This window comes from Planotetraspora sp. GP83 (assembly GCF_041262585.1).
GTDB lineage: Bacteria > Actinomycetota > Actinomycetes > Streptosporangiales > Streptosporangiaceae > JAOEGB01.
Genome location: NZ_JBGCBZ010000020.1, coordinates 134,744 through 155,074, shown reverse-complemented (window position 1 = coordinate 155,074; position 20,331 = coordinate 134,744). Strand labels below are relative to the sequence as shown.

Here is a 20,331-nt window from a genome sequence, read left to right as displayed (position 1 = left end):
AAGAAATGGGCGAACGGCACCGCCGCAAACAACGGCCTAGTGCTGCGCGCCCCGACCGAGGGCACGACCTCCAGCTACTGGGTGTACTCCACCTCGGAGGAAACGGTCGAGTTCAACTTCCCGCCCAAGCTGGCGGTGACCTACACCGTGCCGCCCACCGTGGGGACGCTGTCGGCCAGCCCGTTTGTCGCCGGGCGTAGCAACTCCCTTACTCCCACCCTGCGCGCTCAACTCAAGGACGCCGACGGCGGCGTGCTGACGGGCGAGTTCGAGGTACAGCGCGCGGGCGCGACGATCTGGACCGGCACAGCGACCAACGTCGCAGCGGGCAGCGAAGGCGCGGTGGTCATCCCCGCGGGCACGCTGGCCAACGGCCAGCAGATCAAGTGGAGGGCCCGCGCCTACGACGGCACGACCTACTCCGCCTACTCCGCCTGGCAGGACCTCACGATCGACACCAGCGTCCCGCAGCCGCCCGCGCTTTCCTGTTCGGGCTACCCCTCGGGCGCCTGGACGGCCAAGCAGTCCGGGCCGGCGACCTGCACTCTGGACTCGCCGTCGGCGAACGTCACGGGATACACCTGGCAGCTGGAGAACGCGCTTCAGCCAACCACGGTCACTGGCGACCCGGCGACGATCAGCATCGACCCGGCCGAAGGCTGGCACACGCTGACCGTCCACGCCAACGGCGCCTCAGGCACCTCCTCGGCCGACTCCACGTACAGCTTCGGTGTCGGCGTCGGCGAGGTGACCAAGCCCACCGACGGCGATCGTACCCAGGCCGCGATCACGCTGGCCTCGCGCGCGAAGCCGGAGTATGCAGCGGTGCGCTACCAGTACCTGGCCGATCTCAGCGGTGACGGTACCTGGACGGACATCCCCACCGCGGATGTGAGCGTGCCCGGTTCACCTGGCCCGATTTCGGGTTGGCCGCAGACCCGCACCGACACGAGCAAGGACTTCGCGGACCTGACCTGGAACGCGGCCCACACCCTGGCCACGCGTGGGGACGGCCCGGTCGAGGTGCGCGCCTGTTTCGTCGGAGCCGACGAGCAGTGCTCCAAGCCGGTCCAGTTCACGCTAGAGCGAACCGCCTTCGGCTCGTCTTACGCCACGCAGCCGCTTGGCCCCGGAGAGGTGTCGCTGTTGACCGGCGACTACTCCCTGTCCGCCGTGGACGCCTCTGCCTTTGGGCTGTCGGTCAGCCGCGGGCACACGACGCTGGCTCCGACAGCCTCGGGTGTGTTCGGGCCGGGCTGGAAGGCCGCTTTTCCCACCGGATCCTCCGAGGTCTCGGCGACGGCCTTCGCCGACCACTCGGCCGACGGATACGTCCTGTTCACCGGGGCTGACGGCGCTGAGCTGACCTACACAGTCCAAGCGGATGGCACCTACAAGGGCACCGGCGACGCGACCGACGGGTCCATCGTTGTCAAGGACTCCGCCACCCAGTTCACCCACACCAGCAGCACCGGAGTAAAAACAGTCTTCACGCTGGCGAACAGCGTGTGGAACGTGACCTCGATCAACGAGCCCGGCACGGCGAACACGACCACTTACCGTTACGACGGCCAGGGCCGTGTCACCCGGATCCTGGCGCCGGTCCCGACCGGGGTCGACTGCTCAGCCGCGCTGGTCGCCGGCTGCAAGGCCCTCGATGTCACCTACGCGTCCTCGACGACCGCCACGGGGGTCGGCTCCGGCTGGGGTGACTACACCGGCCAGGTGGCCTCGATCTCCTTCACCGCCTTCGACCCGGCCACATCGGCCATGAAGACGACCGTCATGGCCTCATACGCCTACGACTCGACCGGTCACCTGCGCACGGTCACCGACCCACGGACCAACCTGACCACAACGTACTACTACAACGGCGAGGGCCGGATCTCCCAAGTCACCCCGCCCGGTCTGGCCCCATGGACCCTGGCGTACGACAGCGCGGGCAGGTTGGCGCACGTCAGCCGGACCAGTCCTCAGGGAGAACTAACCCAGGCCATCGCCTACGATCTGCCGATTGGCGGCAGCGGCGCACCAATCGATCTGAGCGCCGCCACGACCGCCACCTGGGCCCAGACGGTCGACCTGCCGCGCGTTGGCACGGCGTTCTTCCCGGCCTCACATGTCCCCGCGCGTAACGGCTCCGGGGTGTACACGCCAAGTGCCGCCGACTACCCGTACGCGGCGCTGACCTACCTCGATGTCAACGGCCGAGCGGTCAACACCGCCAGCTATGGAGCTGGCGCATGGCAGGTATCGGCGAGCCGCTATGACGACGACGGCAACACCGTGTGGCAACTGTCGCCGGGCAACCGCGCCCAGGCGCTGGTTCCGACCGTCGACACGGACGCGGTCGTCTCCGGCATGTCCAATTCGGCTGCGCGGGCCGACGTGCTTGCCACAGCCACTACCTACGACAATGACGGAAACGTCCTGACCCAGACCGGTCCGGCACATCGGATCACCCTGGCGTCCGGCCAAGTCGTCTACTCGGCCCGGCTGCGGACAGAGTACGTGTACGACGAGGGCGCACCTGCCGACCGTGTGGGCGCGGGTCTGGTCACCACGACCACCACCAAGCCGATCGTCTTGGACGGCGTGGCCACCCCTGGCGCCGCGGATATTCAGACGGGCAAGACCGGCTATGACGCGATCGTGTCCGGCGACACCACCGGCTGGAGCCTGTATCTTCCCACCAGCCAGACCACGGTCGTGCCGGGTAGCGCGGACATTGTTCGCAAGACCCGCTACGACAGCGCCGGCCGGGAGATCGAGCGGCGGATGCCCGCCTCCAACGGCGCGGACGCCGGTACCACAGTGACCTCCTACTACACCGCGGGCACCAACAGTGTGACGGCGTGTGGGAACAAGCCGCAGTGGGCTGGGCTGCTGTGCCGTACGGCACCGGCGGCGCAGCCGACCGGCAAGGCCCTCCCGATCACTACAACCACGTACGGCTACTACGGGCAGGTCGCGCAGTCGATCGAGGACAACGGCACTGCCGTACGTACTACCACCATGACCGCCGATGCCGCCGGACGACCCGCAACGATTGCCCTGTCGGTTTCCCCGGCGGCTGGCGGGGGTACGGCGGTGCCGAACGTCACGTACACCTACAACCCGGGGAGTGGGCTGCCGACGCAGGTGTCGACCAGCACCGATTCGATCACCAAAGTCTATGACGCACTGGGACGCGTGACGTCGCAGACCGACGCCGGCGGAAATGTCGCCACGACCACATATGACGCGGCCGGCCGGGTCGCCTCGATAGCCGACGGCAGGGGTACGACCAGCTACGGGTATGACGGCAACGACGCCCAGGGACGGGCCGAGCGACGTGGCCTGCCAACCAGTCTGACCGCGGACACGCACGTCTTCTATGGTGCCTACGACGCCAATGGGCAGTTGGTTACGCAGGTCTACCCCGGCGGTCTGACCTCCTCAACTAGGTACGACACGGCCGGGCAGCAGACCAAACTGACCTATATCCGCAACACCTCCACCTGGCTCGACTACACGATCAACCATGACGTGAACGGGCGAGTAGCCGGGCAGGCTGGCCCGGCAGGCGATCAGGCATTCGGGTACGACGGTGCCGGTAGGTTGACCAAGGTCGCCGACACGTACGCCGGGTCCTGCACCACCCGGGCTTACGCGTTCGACGTCAACACCAACCGGACCAGCCTCACTACATACCCGGCCGCCGCGGACAAGAGTTGTTCCACCGCAACCACCCCCACAGTGAAGTCGTCCACGTACGACGCCGCCGATCGGATCACCAACACCGGGTACATCTACGACGACTTCGGCCGCACCACAAAGGTGCCCGGATCACAGACCACCGGCGCGGACCTGACAGTCGGCTACTTCGCCAACGACATGGTCGCCCAGCTCACCCAGGAGTTGACCACCAAGACCTTCACCCTCGACCCGCTGGGCCGCCTCAAGTCGGCCACGATCAGCGGCCAGTTCGCCTCCGGCACCACCACCAACCACTACGCCAGCGACGGTGATTCACCCGCCTGGGTCGACGAGGCAGACGGGACCTGGACCCGCAACATCCTCGGCTTCACCGGGTTGGCCGCCACGCTAGCAAACAGCGGGACGCTCACCCTGCAGCTCACCAACCCACACGGCGACGTGGTCGCCACAGCCGACAGACTCGGCTCCGGGGTCAGCGCCTACTTCGAGCAAACCGAGTATGGCCTGGACCGCACCTCTGGCACACCTGATCGCTATGAGTGGCTTGGAGGCGCCCAACGAGCCAGCGACACTCTCGCTGACATCGTCCTCATGGGCGTGCGTCTGTTCAACCCCAACACCGGTCGCTTTCTCCAAGTCGATCCAGTCATCGGAGGTAACGCCAACGCCTACGAATACTGTGGCGCCGACCCCATCAACTGCCGAGACCTGGATGGAAAGCGCTCGTGCTCATGGATTTGCGACAGCGTAGCATGGCTGGCGGGTAAGGCTCTGAGCGCGGCTTGCGCTGTTTCTGGCTTCGCCTTCATACTCTGCTCGGGAGCGATGTCGGGACTTGTGGAGGTCGGAAAGTACATCTACATGCGCTCCGATGGATCTCAAGGCGGGATCAAGGCGGGAGGGCTCCTATGGAGCTTCTTCAAAGGGTTCGTGATAGGGGCTGTCGCCAGCACAGTTGTGGTCAAGTTCGTTAAGTTCTTGAACCTGAAGATCCGAACTTTCATCTATAAGTATCTGGCTCGATACATTCCCGCGAAGGCCTGGATGGCTATAGACGACTTCATTTACAATATGGGGCAGAGGCTCTATAATGGGGCGCATAGACCCTGGTGATCCGTGCACTAGGAGTCTAGCGACCCTGCCCCATGCCGACCTCATATGAGGCAGGAAGCGTGTTTCCAACATGCTTCCTGCCTCTGGCTGTGAAATGATGTCTCCGCCTAATGATAGGAGTGGATGTGTCAAGAGACGGCGAGAATGGCGACGGGCTCATTCGCCGCATAGACAGGGAGTTGGGTGGCGGCCGTCCGCCGAGCAGGCGGCAGCGTGCGGCGGCCGGAAGGCCATTTCTATGGGGAATGGGCTGGGGGCTCGCCGGAGGCCTAGTGCTGTTTGTGCTTTTTTCGGCGACGTCGTGGCGTAATGGCGAGCGTCCAATTCCCTGGCTGCTGACGGCCCTCGTCGGCCTTGGTGTCGGCCTTTCCTGTGGACTCGTCCTATCTTTCATGGCACTGCTTGAACGTCGAAGGCAGCGAACGCGTGGCGACTATACCCCGCGTCATGGTTCCTGATGGGTAGGAATTCAGAAGGATGACGGTCTAAGCTTGATTTGAAGTGCGTCACGAGCGCAGAAAGTGAGGTTGCGGTGTAGGAGCAGGGCTGAAGGAGTTCTCACATCGTGAGACCGAGGGCGATCAGCGGGTTGCGGAAATCGTCGCGGGCCCAGTGGGACCTTCGGCGATGTTGGTGAAGTTGAGCAGGCGTAACGCGCCGATCGCGTGCTGCGCATAATCGTCAGGATCGACGGGGCTGAGCCTGGATACACCGAGCCGATTCTGACCTTATTGCCGTGAAATGAGAGGAGGTGCCCTGCGACCTGGGGATGATGGGAGTTCTCTAAGCTTCCAAGATCCAAAGTCGAAGGACTGCGCCTGCCGATAATTGCGTCCGTCCAGCTCACGGGCATTTGGGGCTTTGCGTGGCGTGCGCGAGCTCCGGCCCTCAGCAGAGGGAGATGCATGCGGCATGATGATTGGCCGTGCTCCTTCGCCTGGCCTATCTCGCCGTTACGAACGGCGCCGTACACCTCGGCCAGGTGCGCGGAGATCTCCCCGGTGGTCAGCCCCTTGGCGGCCAGCGAGATGACCATCTCATCGACCCCGGACAGGCGGCGCTGCCGCTTGGCCACGATCTTCGGCTCGAAGCTGGCGTCCCGATCCCGGGCCACGCTGATCTCCACCGGCCCCACGTCGGTGATGACCGTCTTGGTGCGGGTGCCGTTGCGCGCGTTGCCCGTCTGGCTCGCGCCGCGGTCGTGCTTGTCGTAGCCGAGATGGTCGGTGATCTCGCCTTCCAGCGCCGACTCCAGCACCAGCTTGGTCAGCCGGCCCAGCAGCCCGTTCTCGCCCACCAGCTCCAGCCCCTCGGCCCGTGCCTGGTCGACCAGCGTGGCCACCAGTTCCCGATCCGAGGCCTGCGGCTTCTTACGCGCCACCGCGGCGTCCTCCCGGTCATCCGTCGCTTCCGATGCCTGGATCACAGACACCAGACCCTCAGACAGGCAGCGCCGCTCCGACCCCTGCCCGAGCCGAGCACTATCCCGGTCGAGATCACGAGCCTCGATATCCGCCGACATGATCGACTCGGCTGGCAGGGAATACGCGCATGCAGCTTGACCTGGACGGATGAATAATCGGCACCCGCAGCGTCGACCCCGGCGGCGCAGCCGGTCAGGGCAAGGGTGCTGGCGGCGAGGAAACCTCGGCGGGACAGGCTCATGATGCATGCTCCTGAGGCATATTTGTTTGATATCCGGATCGAGTCTCAAGAAAGCCTCCAAAACCAGTCAAGGCTTTGGACTATATTGTTGCCTAGATCCGCTACGCTGTCTCCGTGGCCATCGAGACGGGCGGTTCGCTCCGCTCCCTTCGCATCAGCAACCGGGAACGCCTCCTGGAACTGCTCCTCGGCGAACACCCCCTCCTGCGGGCGGAGCTCGCCCGGCGGGCGGGCCTGTCTAGGACGACGGTCTCCACGATCGTGGGCGAGCTCCTGGAAGCAGGGCTGATAGTCGAGACTTCTGACGATTCGGCCGTCAGCGACGGCCGGGCCAAGGACGCCCTGGCCGTCAACCCCCGGGCGGCGGCCGCCGTGGGCATCGACTTCGCCGACGACCGTGTCTGGGTGCATCTCAGCGACCTGGCCGGTGACGAGATGGCCGGCGGCGGCGCGGCCCTGGCCCCCCACCTCGACTGGCCCCGCCGTCTGGAGACCTGCCTCAGCCTGCTGCGTTCGCTGCTGGCCGAGACCGGCCTGAGCGAGCGGCAGGTCATCGGGTACGGCATCGGCGCGTCGTCCAGCTCCACCGGTGTCACGCCGGCCGAGCTCGGCGACCGGTTTCCCGGCGCGCATGTCCAGCACTCCGCCCAGCTGGAGGCCGTCGCCGAGGCGCGTCTGGGCGCCGGGCGCGGCGCTCGCTCCCTCTTCTACGTCAGCCTCTCCACCGACATCGGGGCCGGGCTGATCGTCGACGGCGAGCCCTATCGGGGCACGGCGGGCGCCGGTGGCCGTCTGGGGCACCTGTCGATCGATTTCAACGGGCCGCTGTGCGCCTGCGGCAACCGCGGTTGCCTGGTGCTCTATGCCGGGCTGCCCGCCGTACGGGAGACTCTCCGGCCCGTTCTCGGCGATCAGGACCTCCTGGCGGCGCTGGCGAGCGGTAACCGGGCCTGCGAGAACGTGCTGGCCGAGGTTGGCGAGACGGTCGGGCGGGCGCTGGCTGGGGTGTGCAACCTGGTCAATCCCGAGCGCATCGTGGTCGGCGGCGATCTGGCGGTTGCCGGAGAGGTGCTGCTGGAGCCCCTGCGCACCACACTGCGTCGCTATGCCCTGCCGGTCGTGCGCGAGGCCGAGGTCGTCGGAGCCGCACTCGACCTTGGAACGCGCGGCGCCGCGGTCGGCGGCGCCGCCCTCGTGCTCGGTTCTCCCTCGACGCTGGTGGCCGCGCTGAGCAGGCTCAGCGCGGCCGGATAGCCCGTCACAGTAGGCGTAAGCGGTGCCCTGGTCCTTGTTGCAGAAGATCGTCGCCGTGGACCCCGTCGGTGTGAAGGTCAGGTCGGCCTGGATGTAGGTCCTCGCGGTGATGCGACTGGTGACCTTGCTGCCGCCGTAGTTCTTCACTCTGTGCTGAACTGGTGGGCGCCGAGGCCGGGCAGGCACGGCCCGGAGGGGAGCGGGTTGCCGAAGTAGTCCCGTCCGCCGTTGCCGGTGATGGGCCTGCCCGCGCCGATCGCAGGGGACCCGGCCGTGAGCTGGTAGCCCGGCGGTCCGGTGCCCTGCGCGGCCAGCAGCGGGTCTCCGGTGATCCCGAAGCCGTTGGCAGGCGGGCTCGCCGGGCGGTTGCCATACAGCAGGTTGCTGCTGTATGTGTGCGGCCCGGCGCCGGAATCGGGCCACGTGAAGCCGCCGCTGCCGTGGTTGACGAAGATGTTGTTGGAGATGTCCAGCGTGGACTCGACCTGCGACTGGCGCTCCTCGACGAGGTCCGTGGTCGAGCCGGGAGCCAGGTAGGTCGTGTTGTTGCCGTTCCACACCCACAGGCCGGCGTTGTTGAGCAGGCCCGAGCGCATGTCGACGTCGTAGATCGTGTTGTACTCGGCGATGCCGCCGTCGGTGTACTGCAGCACGATCCCGTCGCCGCCGACGTCGTGGACGGTGTTGTTGCGCACCGTCACCTTGCCCCAGGGGTGGTAGGGCAGGTCGCCGGTGCGGCCCACCTCGGGCCGGCACCACCAGAACGAGCCGAAGTTGATGCCGCTGCGGTCGACCGAGTAGACGTCGTTGCCGTAGATCACCACATCGTCGTAGGCCGAGGGCACGGAGGTGTCCTGCACGTCGAAGATGATGCCGCCGGTCATCTTCGAGACGTTGCCGCTGACGTGGTGGATGGTCAGGTTCATGATCCGGTAGTAGCGGCCGGTGCCGAAGTCGGTCAGCCGGACCTGGACGCCCGCGCGGTACTGGGCGTCCGCCGCGGTGTTGGTAGTTCGATGTTGCGCAGCTCCCAGTACTGCTGGTTGTGCAGCCCGATGGCGTCGGCCACGATCGGGCTGCCGGCGACGCCGGAGCCCTGCGGCCTGAAGCCACCGGCGCAGCGGGTGCCGCGCTTGAACAGCACCTGGTCGCCGGGGTGCAGGACGACGGCGTTGATGGCCGCAAGGTTGTTGTACGGCGAGCTCAGCGTGCCATTGCCGTCGGCGTCCGCCGAGCAGTCGACGTGGCGGGAAGTGGCCGCATGGGCTGCGGGGGAGGGCACGGCCAGGAAAGCGGTCAGGAATCACGCGGTCGTGAGGGCGGCCTTCAGACACTTCATCGGGGATCCAGGGTTTGGAGGAGTCCCGAGATTTCCGGTTCTGTACGGCTGGCGCAGCCCGCCGGCAACCACATCGACGCCAGCAGGGCTCTCCAAGACATGGACGAATTGTTTGTTCACAATTTAAAAATTGTCAACATATTGGACTAGTCAGGCGAAAGTCTGCTCGTAGAGGCGCTCCAGCGCGATGCAGACCGCCCCCCGGACCACCGGATCGCCGTCGAGTTGCGCCGGGACGACTTCGGTGGTCAGCGGGATCGTCTCCTTGATCCGCTCCGCCACCCGCTCGGCCAGCACCGCGCCGCCGGCCCGGCCCATCGGCCCGCCCAGCACGACGAATCCCGGGTCGAGCACCGAGCAAACGCCGATCACCCCGAAGGCCACCCGGTCGGCGAGCATGTCGAGCAACTCGGGACTCGCCTGCCGTACCAGCTCAAGGGGGTCGTGAGCGGTCAGGCCGTCCTGCTCGGCCAGGGCTGCCAGCGCCCAGCCCTCGATCAGCTCGCTGTAGTCCATGCCGCCGAGTCCCGCGGGCAGCCAGGCGATCTCGCCCGCGCCGCCCGACCGGCCGCGATGCAGTCGTCCGCCGAGCATGACGGCCATGCCGACGCCCTCGCCGAACGACAGCAGGGCGAAGGTGTCGTGCCCACGCGCGGCCCCGAGCCGCTGCTCGGCCAGGGCCACCAGGTTGACCTCGTTCTCCACCAGGACTGGCAGGTCGCCGAGCCGCTCGCGCAGGCCGGGCAGCAGGTTGTGGTGCCAGCTCGGCAGCAGCCCTATGTAGCTCACGTCACCGGTGTCGGGATCGACCAGGCCCGGCGTGCCCACCACCAGCCCGCGCAGGTCACCCGCGCCGAGCCCGGCGTCGGCCAGGGCGACAACGAGCGTGTCGTAGACCACCCGGTCCGGTTCGGCGTCCGGGTCGACAGGCAGCCGGGCGGTGCCGACCTGGCGGCCCCTGAAGTCGTTGACCGAGGCCAGCGCCTCTGTCGTGCGCACCTCCATCCCGGCCACGTGTGCGCGGTCGGCCACCACGTCGTACAGGAGGGCGTTCGGACCGCGGCGGCGCTCCTCCGACGCTCCGACCTGCGCGATCAGCCCGGCCTCCACCAGCCGGTCGACCAGGTCGCCCACCGTCGCCCGGGACAGGCCCGAGCGCCGCTGCAGCCCGGTGCGGGAGAGCGGGCCGTACCGGAGCAGTAGGTCGAACGCGGTCCGGTCGTTGATCAGCCGGGCGGTCCGTGGCGAAGCGATGCGCATGGCGCATGTTCTATCACGGGTCTTTCTTTATGGATACCATCCTGTTAATTTGCAGTGCTCTGCTACCTCTCTCTCTTCGGAAGGCCCCTCGATGAGCTTCGATCTGCTCGTACCGGCTCCCCGGTCGGCGACCACCGCGACCGGCAGCTTCCTCCTGCGACCCGGTACGGGCCTGGACGGCGAGCCGCACCTGACGCGCATCGTCCGCCGACTGCTGGGCATGGATCTGCCGGACTCGGCCACCGGTGAGGTGTCCGTGCGGGTCGCGCCGGGCGAGCCTGAGAGCTACCGGCTGGCAGTCTCCGAGCAGGGCATCGAAATCGAGGCGGGTGACGAGGCCGGGGTACGGCACGCCGTACAGACCCTGCGTCAGCTGATCGGCCCGCAGGCGTATCGGGTGGCCGGGAAAAAGGAGGTCGGCGTGCCCTGCGGCGAGGTGATCGACCGGCCCGCGGTGGAGTGGCGGGGCGGCATGCTCGACGTGGCCCGGCACTTCCTGACCAAGCGGACGGTGCTCAAGTACGTCGACCTGCTGGCCATGCACCGGATGAACCGGCTCCACCTGCACCTCACCGACGATCAGGGCTGGCGCATCGAGAGCCGGAGCTTTCCGGAGATCTCGAGGCTGGCCACCCATCGTCCCGAGACGATCGTCGGCCACCTCTACGACGGCCGAGGCTACGACGGCATCCCGCACGGCGGCTACTACACCCTCGACGACCTGGCCGAGATCAGCGCCTACGCCCGCGAGCGCGGCATCATCGTCGTGCCGGAGATCGACCTGCCCGGCCACACCTCCGCCCTGCTCGCCGCCTTTCCGGAGCTGGGCACTGGGGAGATCGGGGTGCAACGCGCCTGGGGCGTCAAGTCCGCGACGATCAAGCCGGTGCCCCGCTCCGTCAAGCGGGTGTGCGAGCTTCTGGACGAGTTGCTGGAGGTGATCGACACCCCCTACGTCCACCTCGGCGGCGACGAGTGCGTCACCCGCGACTGGGTCGGCGATCCCGAGATCGCCGCGCATCGTGAGTCGCTCGGCCTGGCCACGGAGGGCGAGCTGCATGGCTGGTTCCTGCGCGAGGTCGCCGCTCACCTGGCCACGCGCGGCAAGCGTGCCGTGATGTGGGACGAGGCCTACCAGACCGGCGGCACCCTGCCCGACACGATCGTCATGGGCTGGCGCGGCGACGCGATCGCCCAGCGGGCCGCGGCCGACGGCTTCGACGTGGTGCGCGCGCCGATCTACCCCACCTACCTGGACTACGACCAGTCCGAGCTGGGGAGCGAGCCGGTGACCATCGGCGGGCCGATCACCCTGGCGGACGCAGCCTCCTTCGACGTGACGCCGGACGCCTGGCCCGCCGGAGAACGGGCCGGGGTGCTGGGCGGCCAGTGGCAGGCCTGGGGCGAGTACATCCCTCATGAGCGGCACCTGGATTACATGACCTTCCCCCGGGCTTGCGCCATCGCCGAGGCACTGTGGTCGGGGCGGCCCGCCGACTACGACGACCTCGTCCGCCGCCTGTCCGGCGGACACCTGGCCCGTCTGGAGGCCGCCGGGTGCGAATACCGGCCGCTCGCCGGGCCGCACCCCTGGCAGGAAAGCGGCACCGGCGGCCGGGCCCGTTCGGCCAGCGGCATGCGCTGGAGCCTTGAACAGCGGCGGGAATGGAGCAGCAGCATTCCGGAATCGGCTGTCGCCGACGAACCGGAGGCCTTCTGACGCCAACCCCGTTGCTGAACCGCGATCAACCCCTGACCTGCGGCCTTGAACCGTCAGCGTCTTTGATCCAGCACTGACCACGAGATCAGTGGTCTCCACTATGAGTTCGGGAGCATCTTGAGATGACAGTGACCATCGCGATTGTCGGGGCGGGATCTCGCGGCCAGTTCTACGCCCGCGCCGCGGCGGCCGACGGACGGGCCCGGATCGTGGCCGTGGCCGACCCGGATCCGGCCAGACGTGCGCTCCTGGCAGCCGACCACGGGCTGGACGAGCAGGCCTGTTTCACTGACTGGGCGGACCTCGCGGCCGTGCCCCGGCTCGCCGACGCCGTGGTCATCGCCACCCAGGACCACCTGCACGTCGAACCGGCCGTCGCCTTCGCCGCGCTGGGCTACGCCATCCTGCTGGAGAAGCCGATGGCGCCCACCGAACCGGAGGCGCGGCGGATCGTCGAGGCGATCGAGCGGGCCGGCGTCGTCTTCGCTATCGGCCATGTGATGCGCTACACCGCTTACACCAGGGCGGTGAAGGAGCTCGTGGGCAGTGGGCGACTGGGCACGATCGCGAGCGTCCAGCACCTGGAGCCGGTCGGCTGGTGGCACCAGGCGCACTCCTTCGTGCGCGGCGCCTGGCGCAACAGCGCCGAGTCGGGGCCGATGCTGCTCACCAAGTCCTGCCACGACCTCGACTGGCTGCTCCACGTCATCGAACAGAAGCCGGTCGGCGTAGCCTCCTTCGGCTCGCTGACCCACTTCCGCCCGGAGAACCGGCCCTCGGGAGCGAGCGAGCGTTGTGTGAGCTGCGCGGTCGAGCCTGACTGCCCCTATTCGGCCAAGCGGCTGTACCTGGGCTGCCTCGGCGACCCGTCCACGGAGTTCTGGCCACTCGGCGCGGTCACCTCCGACGCCACGCCCGGCGGAGTCCTGAGCGCTCTGGAAACCGGCCCCTATGGGCGGTGCGTCTACGACTGCGACAACGACGTCGTGGATCAGCAGGTGGTGATGGTGGAGTTCGCGGGCGGCGCCACCGCCTCGTTCACCATGACCGCCTTCGCTCCCCTGGAGCACCGCAAGACGCGGATCTTCGGCTCGCACGGCTTCGCCGAGGGCGACGGCGAGCGGATCCGGGTCGTCGATTTCGTCACCGGAGGCGAGGAGCTGATCGACACCCGGTCGGGCGCGGGCGCTTCGTCGGCCGACGGGCACGGGGGTGGCGACAACGGCCTCACCCGGGCCTTCATCGACGCTGTGATCGCCGGGGAGCAGGGGCCGCTGGGGGCGGGGACGGCCGAGGCCCTGGCCGGGCACCTGCTGGTCTGGGCCGCCGAGCGAGCTCGCGAGACCCGGACGGTGCAGGCCCTGTGACTTCGTTCTCTTCGTGGTCATGCAACTGCGGTTGAGCGAGCTGGGTGTACGGCTTCCGCGTGCAGGGGCATCGGGTCGACGTCAACCTCGACCCGGTGACCTTGCGTCCCACCCCCTTCACTGAGGAGACGAGGAGTATGGAGATCACCCCTGAGGATCTGTTGCGCCTTGCAGTACCTCATGAAGACGTCAATCCCGTCCTGGCCGGAGTGCCCAAGCCGGGCAGTGACGCCCGGCGTGAGATCGACCGGTACGTGAGCCAGCTGGCCGACACCATGGGCCGCCTCGACGAGCCGCCCGGCTTCCCGGACGAGGCGGCCACCGAGTTCGGGCCGTACTTCTACGTGTATGTCTACCTCGCGGCGGCGCCGTACACCCGTGCGTACCACCGCGAGCGCGGCATCCCCGAGGAAGTCTCCTGGGCCACTCTGACCGACCTGGGCAGGCACATGGCCATGCACAGGAGGAGGTACGGCACGCCGGGCCTGCATGCCCCCTGGTGGCATGCGCGCCACTTCAGCGGTCTGGTCTACGCCCTCGGGCGGTTGCAGTTCGATCGTGCCAGGCTGGGTGAGGAGCTGGCCGCAGGGGCCGGGCGGCCGGCGGGCGAGCCGGTGCTGGCCGTGCACATCCCGGACTTCGCCGGACCGATGAGCCCTGAGGCCTGCGATGCCTCCTACGCGCAGGCCAGGAAGTTCTTCCCGCAGCACTTCCCCGAGGAGCCCTTTGACCTCGCGATCTGCATCTCCTGGCTGCTGGACGAGCAGCTGGCCGACTATCTGCCGGAGGAGTCGAACATCGTCGCCTTCCAGCGACGTTTCCGCCCGGCCTACCTCGCGCCGGACAATGCCGGGCTGATCTCCTTCATCTACGGCACCGACCTGCCACCGGACGATCTGCCCCGCCGTACCGCCCTTGAGCGCGCGGTCGCCGACCACCTCGCGGCGGGCAAGAGCTGGAACATGGCGGGCGGCTATCACGAGCTCTGAGGGAGCATCTCCGATGGGGGCGGGCCCGCCGTCGCGTATGCAGACGTACGGCGAAGGCCGTGGTGGTCGAGGTGGCGCCGATCCGGGTGGGGCGGGTTGAACAGAACCCCGTGAGGTGATCGACGGTGTAGCAGACCGCCCCCGGCCGCAACGCATTCGACTCCCAGCGTCGATGTACGACCCCCTGGCGACCGAAGCCGTCGCGGCGCAGCGCGACGGCGATCCCGTGGTGTGGGGCGGTCTGCATCGCTCTGGAGGCCCCTACGAGCAGATCTTCGCTTAACTAGTCCAATCTATTGACAATGAGCGGATTTGACCAAACAATTCGCCCCATGCTTTGGAGAGTCCTGCTCGGTACTACCGGATCACGAACCCATAAGCGGCAACTCTTCGGAAGGGGGTCTCGATGTCTGGCAGGCTAAAATTTCTGCTCTCGCGGCTGGGGCTGTATCTGCTCACCGCCTGGGTGGCGGTCACCGTGAACTTCCTGGTTCCCCGCTTCATGCCCGGCGACCCCGCGCAGGAGATGGCCGACCGGTTACGCAGGCAGACCGGCCAGGCGCCCTCGGCCGAGCAGCTCGCCGCCATCCGGAGGTTCTTCGGGGACCCGACGAAGAACCTCTTCCAGCAGTACCTCGACTACTTCGGCTCGGTGACCCGGCTGGAGTTCGGCACGTCGCTGCACCACTATCCGGTGCCGGTGGCCACGCTGGTCGGCGAGGCGCTGCCGTGGACGATCGCCCTGGTCGGCACCACGACGCTGGTGGCCTGGCTGCTCGGCACCGCGCTCGGCACGCTGCTGGGCTGGAAGCCGGGCGGCCGGCTGGACACCCTGATCGCGCCCACGACCACCTTCCTGCACGCGATCCCCGCCTTCTGGCTGGCCCTGATCGGCTTCTACGTGTTCGCGTTCAAGCTCGAGTGGTTCCCGCTGGGCGGCGCCTACGACGCCGACCTCGACCCGGCCTTCAGCGCCGAGTTCCTCGGCAGCGCACTCTGGTATGGCGCGCTGCCCGCCCTGGCTCTGATCTTCGTCGGATTCAACGGCTGGCTGTTCGGCATGCGCAACATGATGATCTCCACGATCGGAGAGGACTACGTCCTGCTGGCCAGGGCCAAGGGCCTGTCGGCCCTGCGGATCATGTTCCAGTACGCGGCGCGCAACGCGATGCTCCCCAACATCACGGGGCTGGCGGTGGCGGTCGGCGCGGTGATCGGCGGGGAGCTGGTGACCGAGGTGGTCTTCTCCTATCCGGGCCTGGGCTACGTGCTGTTCGAGGCGGTCAAGGGCAAGGACTACCCCGTCATGCAGATGATCTTCCTGGTGATCACGCTGATCGCGGTGACCGCCAACTTCCTGGCCGACTTCGCCTACACCGCGCTCGACCCGCGGACGAAAGAGCGGGTGTGAGGTGTTCAAGACGTTTCTCGTCAGCGGCAAGGTCCGCGCGGGCCTGGCGCTGTTCCTGCTGTTCATCCTGCTCGCGCTGTTCGGCTCCTGGCTGACGGGCGTCGGTCCGCGCACGATCGACTACGACGCGCTCGGCGCCGCCCCGGGCGGCGTCCACCCGCTGGGCACCACCTCCGCGGGTGAGGACGTGCTGGCCCAGGTTCTGGTGGGCGCGCGCGGCTCGGTGCTGGTGGGCCTGGTCACCGGGCTGGTCAGCACGGGGCTGGCGGTGCTCGTCGGGGTCGTCGGCGGCTTCTCCGGCGGCCGGACCGACAAGGTGCTCACCGTCGTGACCAACGTGATGCTCACCCTGCCGGGACTGCCGCTGATCCTCATCATCGCCGGCTATCTGCGCGAGCCGGGGCCGGTCACCATCGGCGTCCTGCTGGGCCTGCTGGGCTGGGCGGCCAGCGCCCGGTACCTGCGCGCGCAGACGATGTCGCTGCGCAACCGCGACTTCGTGGCCGCGATGCGGATGGTCGGCGAGAGCCGTACCAGGCTCATCTTCGCCGAGGTGCTGCCCCACCTGACCGGCCTGATCTCGGCGCTGTTCCTGGGCGGCATGGTCGGCGGGGTGCTGGGCGAGGCGGCCCTGGCCTTCCTGGGCATCGCCATCCCCGACACCGTCACGTGGGGCACCATGATCAACGAATCCCAGCAGCAGAGCGCGCTCCTGCGCGGCATGTGGTGGTGGTTCGGGCCACCCGGCCTGTGCATCGCGCTGCTGGGCTCGGCGATCGCGCTGCTCAACTTCGGCATCGACGAGGTCACCAACCCGCGCCTGAGGAGTGCCCGTGCTTGAAGTCAACGGCGTCACCGTCCAGTACGGCCAGGCGGTCAAGGCCTGCGTGGATGTCAGCTTCACGCTGGCCAGGGGTGAGATCCTCGGAGTGGTGGGCGAGTCCGGCTCGGGCAAATCCACGCTGATCACCGCTATCACCCGGCTGCAGCGCCCGCCCGCCCGCACCATGGCGGGGCAGGTCATCCACCATCCGCGAGACGGCGAGCCGGTGGACCTGGTCAGGCTGAGCGAGCGCGAGCTGCGCCGCTACCGGTGGACGTCGCTGTCGATCGTGCTGCAGAGCGCGATGGACGCGCTCAACCCGCTCATGCGGCTGGGCGAGCAGTTCGCCGACGTGCTCAAGGCGCACGGCCGGCCGCTGGAGCGCATCCCGGAACTGCTCCGCATGGTCGGCGTCTCTCCCGACCGTGTCCGCGCCTACCCGCACGAGCTGTCGGGCGGGATGCGCCAGCGTGCCTCGATCGCGCTCGCGCTGGCCTGCGAGCCCGACCTGATCGTTATGGACGAGCCCACCACCGCGGTCGACGTGGTCATGCAGCGGGTGATCCTGCAGCACATCGTCAGGCTCCGCCGCGAGCTCGGCTTCGCCGTCATCTTCGTCACCCACGACCTTCCGCTGCTGCTGGAGCTGGCCGACCGGATCGCCGTCATGTACGCGGGGCGGATCGTGGAGATCGGCGATGCGGCCGGCATCGGCGACGTGCCGCAACACCCCTATACGAGGGGTCTGCGTGACGCCTTCCCGCCGCTCCGCGTTGCGAACAAGCGCCTGCTCGGGATTCCCGGCTCGCCACCCGACCTGCGTAATCCGCCCGCGGGCTGCGCCTTCCACCCCCGCTGCGCCGTACGCCTGGCCGTCTGCGATCAGGTGGAGCCCCTGCTGAAGGACCGCGACGGCCGCCTGACCGCCTGCCATCTGAACGGAGCAGACCAGTGACACTCGAGGCCATCGAGGTGAGCAAGGAGTTCCCGGGCGGTGTGCGCGCGGTGGAGAACGTGACGTTGCGGCTGCACCCGGGCCAGATCGTCGGCCTGGTCGGCGAGAGCGGCAGCGGCAAGACCACCCTGGCCCGGATGCTCGCCCTCTTCCACGCGCCCACCCGGGGCGAGATCCGGCTCAACGACGAGGTCGTCCGCCGCCCCCGCGACTACCACAAGCACGTCCAGCTGATCTTCCAGGACCCGTTCAGCTCGCTGAACAGCCTGCGCACGGTCGGCTACACCATCGGCCGGGCGCTGCGCATCCACCGCGGCCTGCGCGGGCGCAAGGAGGTCGAGGCCGCCACGATCGAGCTCCTCGAGCAGGTCAACCTCTCGGCGGACTTCCTGGCCAAGCTTCCCCACGAGCTGTCCGGCGGTCAGCGCCAGCGCGTGGTCATCGCCCGCGCGCTGGCCGTCGGCTCCAGCGTCCTGCTCGCCGACGAACCGATCTCCATGCTCGACGTCTCCATCCGCCTGGACATCCTCAACCTCCTGGCCGACCTGCGCGAGCGGCAGGGCCTGTCCATCCTCTACATCACCCACGACATCGCCAGCGCCCGCTACCTGTGCGACGAGATCTGCGTCATGTACGGCGGGCAGATCATCGAGAGGGGACCCGCCGACGAGGTCATCGGCAACCCTCGCCACCCCTACACCCAGCTGCTCATCGACTGCGCTCCCGACCCGTCGAGGACGGCCACGGACCTCGACGTCGAGCATGGCGAGCCACCCAGCCTCACCGATCCCCCGCCGGGCTGCCGCTTCGAACCCCGCTGCCCGCAGGCCAGACCGGTCTGCGCTCAGCAGGCACCTGTCCGCATCGAGTTCGGCAACGGCCAGTCGGCCGACTGCTGGCTCTACGCCTGACCCCCCAGAAAGGCCCCGCCATGCTCCGCCGTTTCGCCACGCTCTCCGTGGCCGTAGCCCTAGCCCTGTCCGCCTGCAGCGGTGGCGGCGCCAAGCCTGGTACTGCCGGCAAAGCCGCCAACGACGGGCTGCTCACGGTCATCGGCTGGCCGCTCAGCCCGACGTTCGTGGAGAACTACAACATCGGCGCGCCCACCACCGGCCCGCTGCTCAACATGATGTACGAGCCGCTGGTCCGCGTCGACGACAACCACATGGAGATCAAGCCCTACCTCGCCGAGTCCTGGGAGTGGTCTGCCGACGCCAAGACGCTCAAGATGAAGCTGCGCAAGAACGCCACCTGGTCCGACGGCAAGGACTTCACCTCGGCCGACGTCAAGTTCTCCTTCGACACGCTGCCGAAGAAGTACCCCGACGTGCCCCTGTCCAGGCCCTCGTTCGCCTCGGTGCAGACCCCCGACCCGGACACCGTCGTCTTCGGTTTCGACAAGCCCTCCCGTGCTCTGCTCCACGACTGGGGCTGGACCACCGGCCTGATCGTGCCCGAGCACATCTTCGGCGCCCAGAACCTGACCACCTGGACCAACCCCAAGCCGGTCACCACCGGCCCCTTCACCCTGGAGCGCTTCACCCCGCAGCAGGTCACGCTGAAGGTCCGTGACGAGTGGTGGGGCGGTAAGTCCAAGGGTGTCAAGACCGTCAAGATCCTGGCCTCCGGCTCGGCCGAGGCCGCGCAGACCACCATGCTCAAGGGCGAGGCCGACTGGGCGAACATCACCTGGGCCGACCCGGTCAAGCAGTGGACCACCAAGCCCGAGCACAAGTTCTGGAAAGCGACCAGCGCCTACTTCGCGATCAACCCCAACATGGCCGTCAAGCCCTTCGACGACGTGCACGTACGGCGGGCGCTCTACGCCGCCTTCGACAGCGCCAAGCTCATGCAGGTGCTGCACGACGGCAGCCAGGTCGTCAACATCACCGGCATGGACTCCAGGACCTTCGGCGAGAATCTGGCTCCGGAGTTCCGAAACAAGCTCCAGGCGCAGGACATTGCGGCGGCCAAGAGCGAGCTGGCGGCAGGCGGCTACACCGTCTCCGGTGGAGCGCTGGTCAAAGAGGGCAAGAGCTACAAGCTGACGCTGAGCGGCCAGGAGTGGGACGCCGCCACGATGCGGGTGGTCACGGCCCAGTGGAAGGAGGCGCTCGGCCTCGACGTCGCCGTCCGCTCGCTGGGCACCAGGTACGCCGAGGAGGCCCAGAAGGGCGCCTTCGACCTGTTCATGTGGTCGGGCGGCGGGTGCAGCGTCTTCTGCAACTACAACGCCCTCAACAGCAAGCTGACCGCGCCGATCGGCAAGCCCGCCATGGACGACTACGGCCGGGTCAAGGACGCCGAGCTGGACGGGCTGCTGAACAAGCTCGCCGCCGCCACCACCGACGACGAAATCCGCGAGCTGGGGTGGCAAGTGCAGCGACGCTACGTCGACCAGCGCTTCACCCTGCCGCTGGGCGCGTCGGGCGCCTCGCCGACGGTCAACACCACGCGGTGGCAGTTCCCCAACGCGGGCGAGGGTGACTACCTGCCGGCGCTCGGCCTGGCCGCCGAGCCCGCCCTGGCGATCATGAACCTGACGCCCACAGGCAAGTAGGCCCGGTTTCTCCACCTGTTTCTAAGGTCCGCTCCGGTCCGCGACTGGGGACCGGAGCGATCTCTCTGGTGGATCCGGCAGGCTCGATCCACGACCCTGCGGGTGCCGAATAACCATCCAGGCAGGTCAGGTGACATGCCGGAGCTCCGTCAGCACGCCATCGAGTCGATCATGTC

The 20,331-nt window shown here is 67.9% G+C and carries 13 protein-coding genes and 1 pseudogene; 10 read left to right on the top strand and 4 right to left on the bottom strand.

The features are described 5' to 3' along the window. Positions 1-39 precede the first annotated feature (39 nt). Positions 40-4,812: an RHS repeat-associated core domain-containing protein gene (locus tag ABH927_RS26035; RefSeq protein ID WP_370025697.1), complete on the top strand. Its 4,773-nt coding sequence runs from the start codon at positions 40-42 to the stop codon at positions 4,810-4,812. 961 nt (positions 4,813-5,773) lie between these two features. Here the strand turns inward: ABH927_RS26035 and ABH927_RS26030 are convergent. Continuing rightward, positions 5,774-6,193, bottom strand: a pseudogene (locus tag ABH927_RS26030) (transposase); the annotation flags it as partial. A 398-nt stretch (positions 6,194-6,591) separates the two neighbouring features. Here ABH927_RS26030 and ABH927_RS26025 point away from each other — a divergent pair. Next, positions 6,592-7,731 (top strand): ROK family transcriptional regulator, encoded by a 1,140-nt coding sequence (locus ABH927_RS26025; protein WP_370025695.1) that lies wholly within the window; start codon positions 6,592-6,594, stop codon positions 7,729-7,731. 143 nt (positions 7,732-7,874) lie between these two features. Here the strand turns inward: ABH927_RS26025 and ABH927_RS26020 are convergent, their stop codons facing one another. The 3 genes from ABH927_RS26020 to ABH927_RS26010 all read right to left on the bottom strand — a co-directional run bounded on the left by ABH927_RS26020 (position 7,875) and on the right by ABH927_RS26010 (position 10,330). After that, positions 7,875-8,657 carry a right-handed parallel beta-helix repeat-containing protein gene (locus tag ABH927_RS26020; protein WP_370025693.1) on the bottom strand — a complete coding sequence of 261 codons (783 nt, stop codon included), beginning with the start codon at positions 8,655-8,657 and terminating at the stop codon, positions 7,875-7,877. A gap of 32 nt (positions 8,658-8,689) precedes the next feature. After that, positions 8,690-9,013, bottom strand: coding sequence for a hypothetical protein (locus tag ABH927_RS26015; RefSeq protein ID WP_370025691.1), 324 nt, complete (start codon positions 9,011-9,013; stop codon positions 8,690-8,692). A 207-nt stretch (positions 9,014-9,220) separates the two neighbouring features. Further along, positions 9,221-10,330 carry an ROK family transcriptional regulator gene (locus tag ABH927_RS26010; protein ID WP_370025690.1) on the bottom strand — a complete coding sequence of 370 codons (1,110 nt, stop codon included), beginning with the start codon at positions 10,328-10,330 and terminating at the stop codon, positions 9,221-9,223. Between the two features lie 91 nt (positions 10,331-10,421). On the opposite strand from ABH927_RS26010, the gene ABH927_RS26005 reads away from it, so the two are divergent. The 8 genes from ABH927_RS26005 to ABH927_RS25970 all read left to right on the top strand — a co-directional run bounded on the left by ABH927_RS26005 (position 10,422) and on the right by ABH927_RS25970 (position 20,155). After that, positions 10,422-12,050: a beta-N-acetylhexosaminidase gene (locus ABH927_RS26005; RefSeq protein WP_370025688.1), complete on the top strand. Its 1,629-nt coding sequence runs from the start codon at positions 10,422-10,424 to the stop codon at positions 12,048-12,050. A gap of 122 nt (positions 12,051-12,172) precedes the next feature. Next, positions 12,173-13,417, top strand: a complete 1,245-nt coding sequence (locus ABH927_RS26000) for a Gfo/Idh/MocA family protein (RefSeq protein ID WP_370025686.1) — start codon at positions 12,173-12,175, stop codon at positions 13,415-13,417. A gap of 137 nt (positions 13,418-13,554) precedes the next feature. After that, positions 13,555-14,406 carry an acyltransferase domain-containing protein gene (locus tag ABH927_RS25995; RefSeq protein WP_370025685.1) on the top strand — a complete coding sequence of 284 codons (852 nt, stop codon included), beginning with the start codon at positions 13,555-13,557 and terminating at the stop codon, positions 14,404-14,406. A gap of 406 nt (positions 14,407-14,812) precedes the next feature. After that, a complete protein-coding gene (locus ABH927_RS25990) occupies positions 14,813-15,817 on the top strand; it encodes an ABC transporter permease (RefSeq protein WP_370025683.1) in 1,005 nt (334 codons plus the stop codon). A gap of 1 nt (position 15,818) precedes the next feature. Further along, a complete protein-coding gene (locus ABH927_RS25985) occupies positions 15,819-16,658 on the top strand; it encodes an ABC transporter permease (protein WP_370025681.1) in 840 nt (279 codons plus the stop codon). Then, positions 16,651-17,595, top strand: a complete 945-nt coding sequence (locus ABH927_RS25980) for an ABC transporter ATP-binding protein (RefSeq protein WP_370025679.1) — start codon at positions 16,651-16,653, stop codon at positions 17,593-17,595. The genes ABH927_RS25985 and ABH927_RS25980 overlap by 8 nt, the downstream gene beginning before the upstream one ends. Beyond that, the gene (locus ABH927_RS25975) at positions 17,592-18,506 is read left to right on the top strand and encodes an ABC transporter ATP-binding protein (protein ID WP_370025677.1); all 915 of its coding nucleotides are present in this window, start codon (positions 17,592-17,594) and stop codon (positions 18,504-18,506) included. The genes ABH927_RS25980 and ABH927_RS25975 overlap by 4 nt, the downstream gene beginning before the upstream one ends. Positions 18,507-18,526: 20 nt before the next feature. Beyond that, a complete protein-coding gene (locus ABH927_RS25970) occupies positions 18,527-20,155 on the top strand; it encodes an ABC transporter substrate-binding protein (RefSeq protein ID WP_370025676.1) in 1,629 nt (542 codons plus the stop codon). The last annotated feature ends 176 nt before the right edge of the window (positions 20,156-20,331 follow it).

What these genes read in the sequence shown, in the direction of transcription:
- ABH927_RS25995 (WP_370025685.1), top strand. Translation starts at nt 13,555, where the DNA reads ATGGAGATCACCCCTGAGGATCTGTTGCGCCTTGCAGTACCTCATGAA.
- ABH927_RS25990 (WP_370025683.1), top strand. Translation starts at nt 14,813, where the DNA reads ATGTCTGGCAGGCTAAAATTTCTGCTCTCGCGGCTGGGGCTGTATCTG.
- ABH927_RS26005 (WP_370025688.1), top strand. Translation starts at nt 10,422, where the DNA reads ATGAGCTTCGATCTGCTCGTACCGGCTCCCCGGTCGGCGACCACCGCG.
- ABH927_RS26020 (WP_370025693.1), bottom strand. Translation starts at nt 8,657, where the DNA reads ATGAACCTGACCATCCACCACGTCAGCGGCAACGTCTCGAAGATGACC.
- ABH927_RS25970 (WP_370025676.1), top strand. Translation starts at nt 18,527, where the DNA reads ATGCTCCGCCGTTTCGCCACGCTCTCCGTGGCCGTAGCCCTAGCCCTG.
- ABH927_RS26000 (WP_370025686.1), top strand. Translation starts at nt 12,173, where the DNA reads ATGACAGTGACCATCGCGATTGTCGGGGCGGGATCTCGCGGCCAGTTC.
- ABH927_RS26010 (WP_370025690.1), bottom strand. Translation starts at nt 10,330, where the DNA reads ATGCGCATCGCTTCGCCACGGACCGCCCGGCTGATCAACGACCGGACC.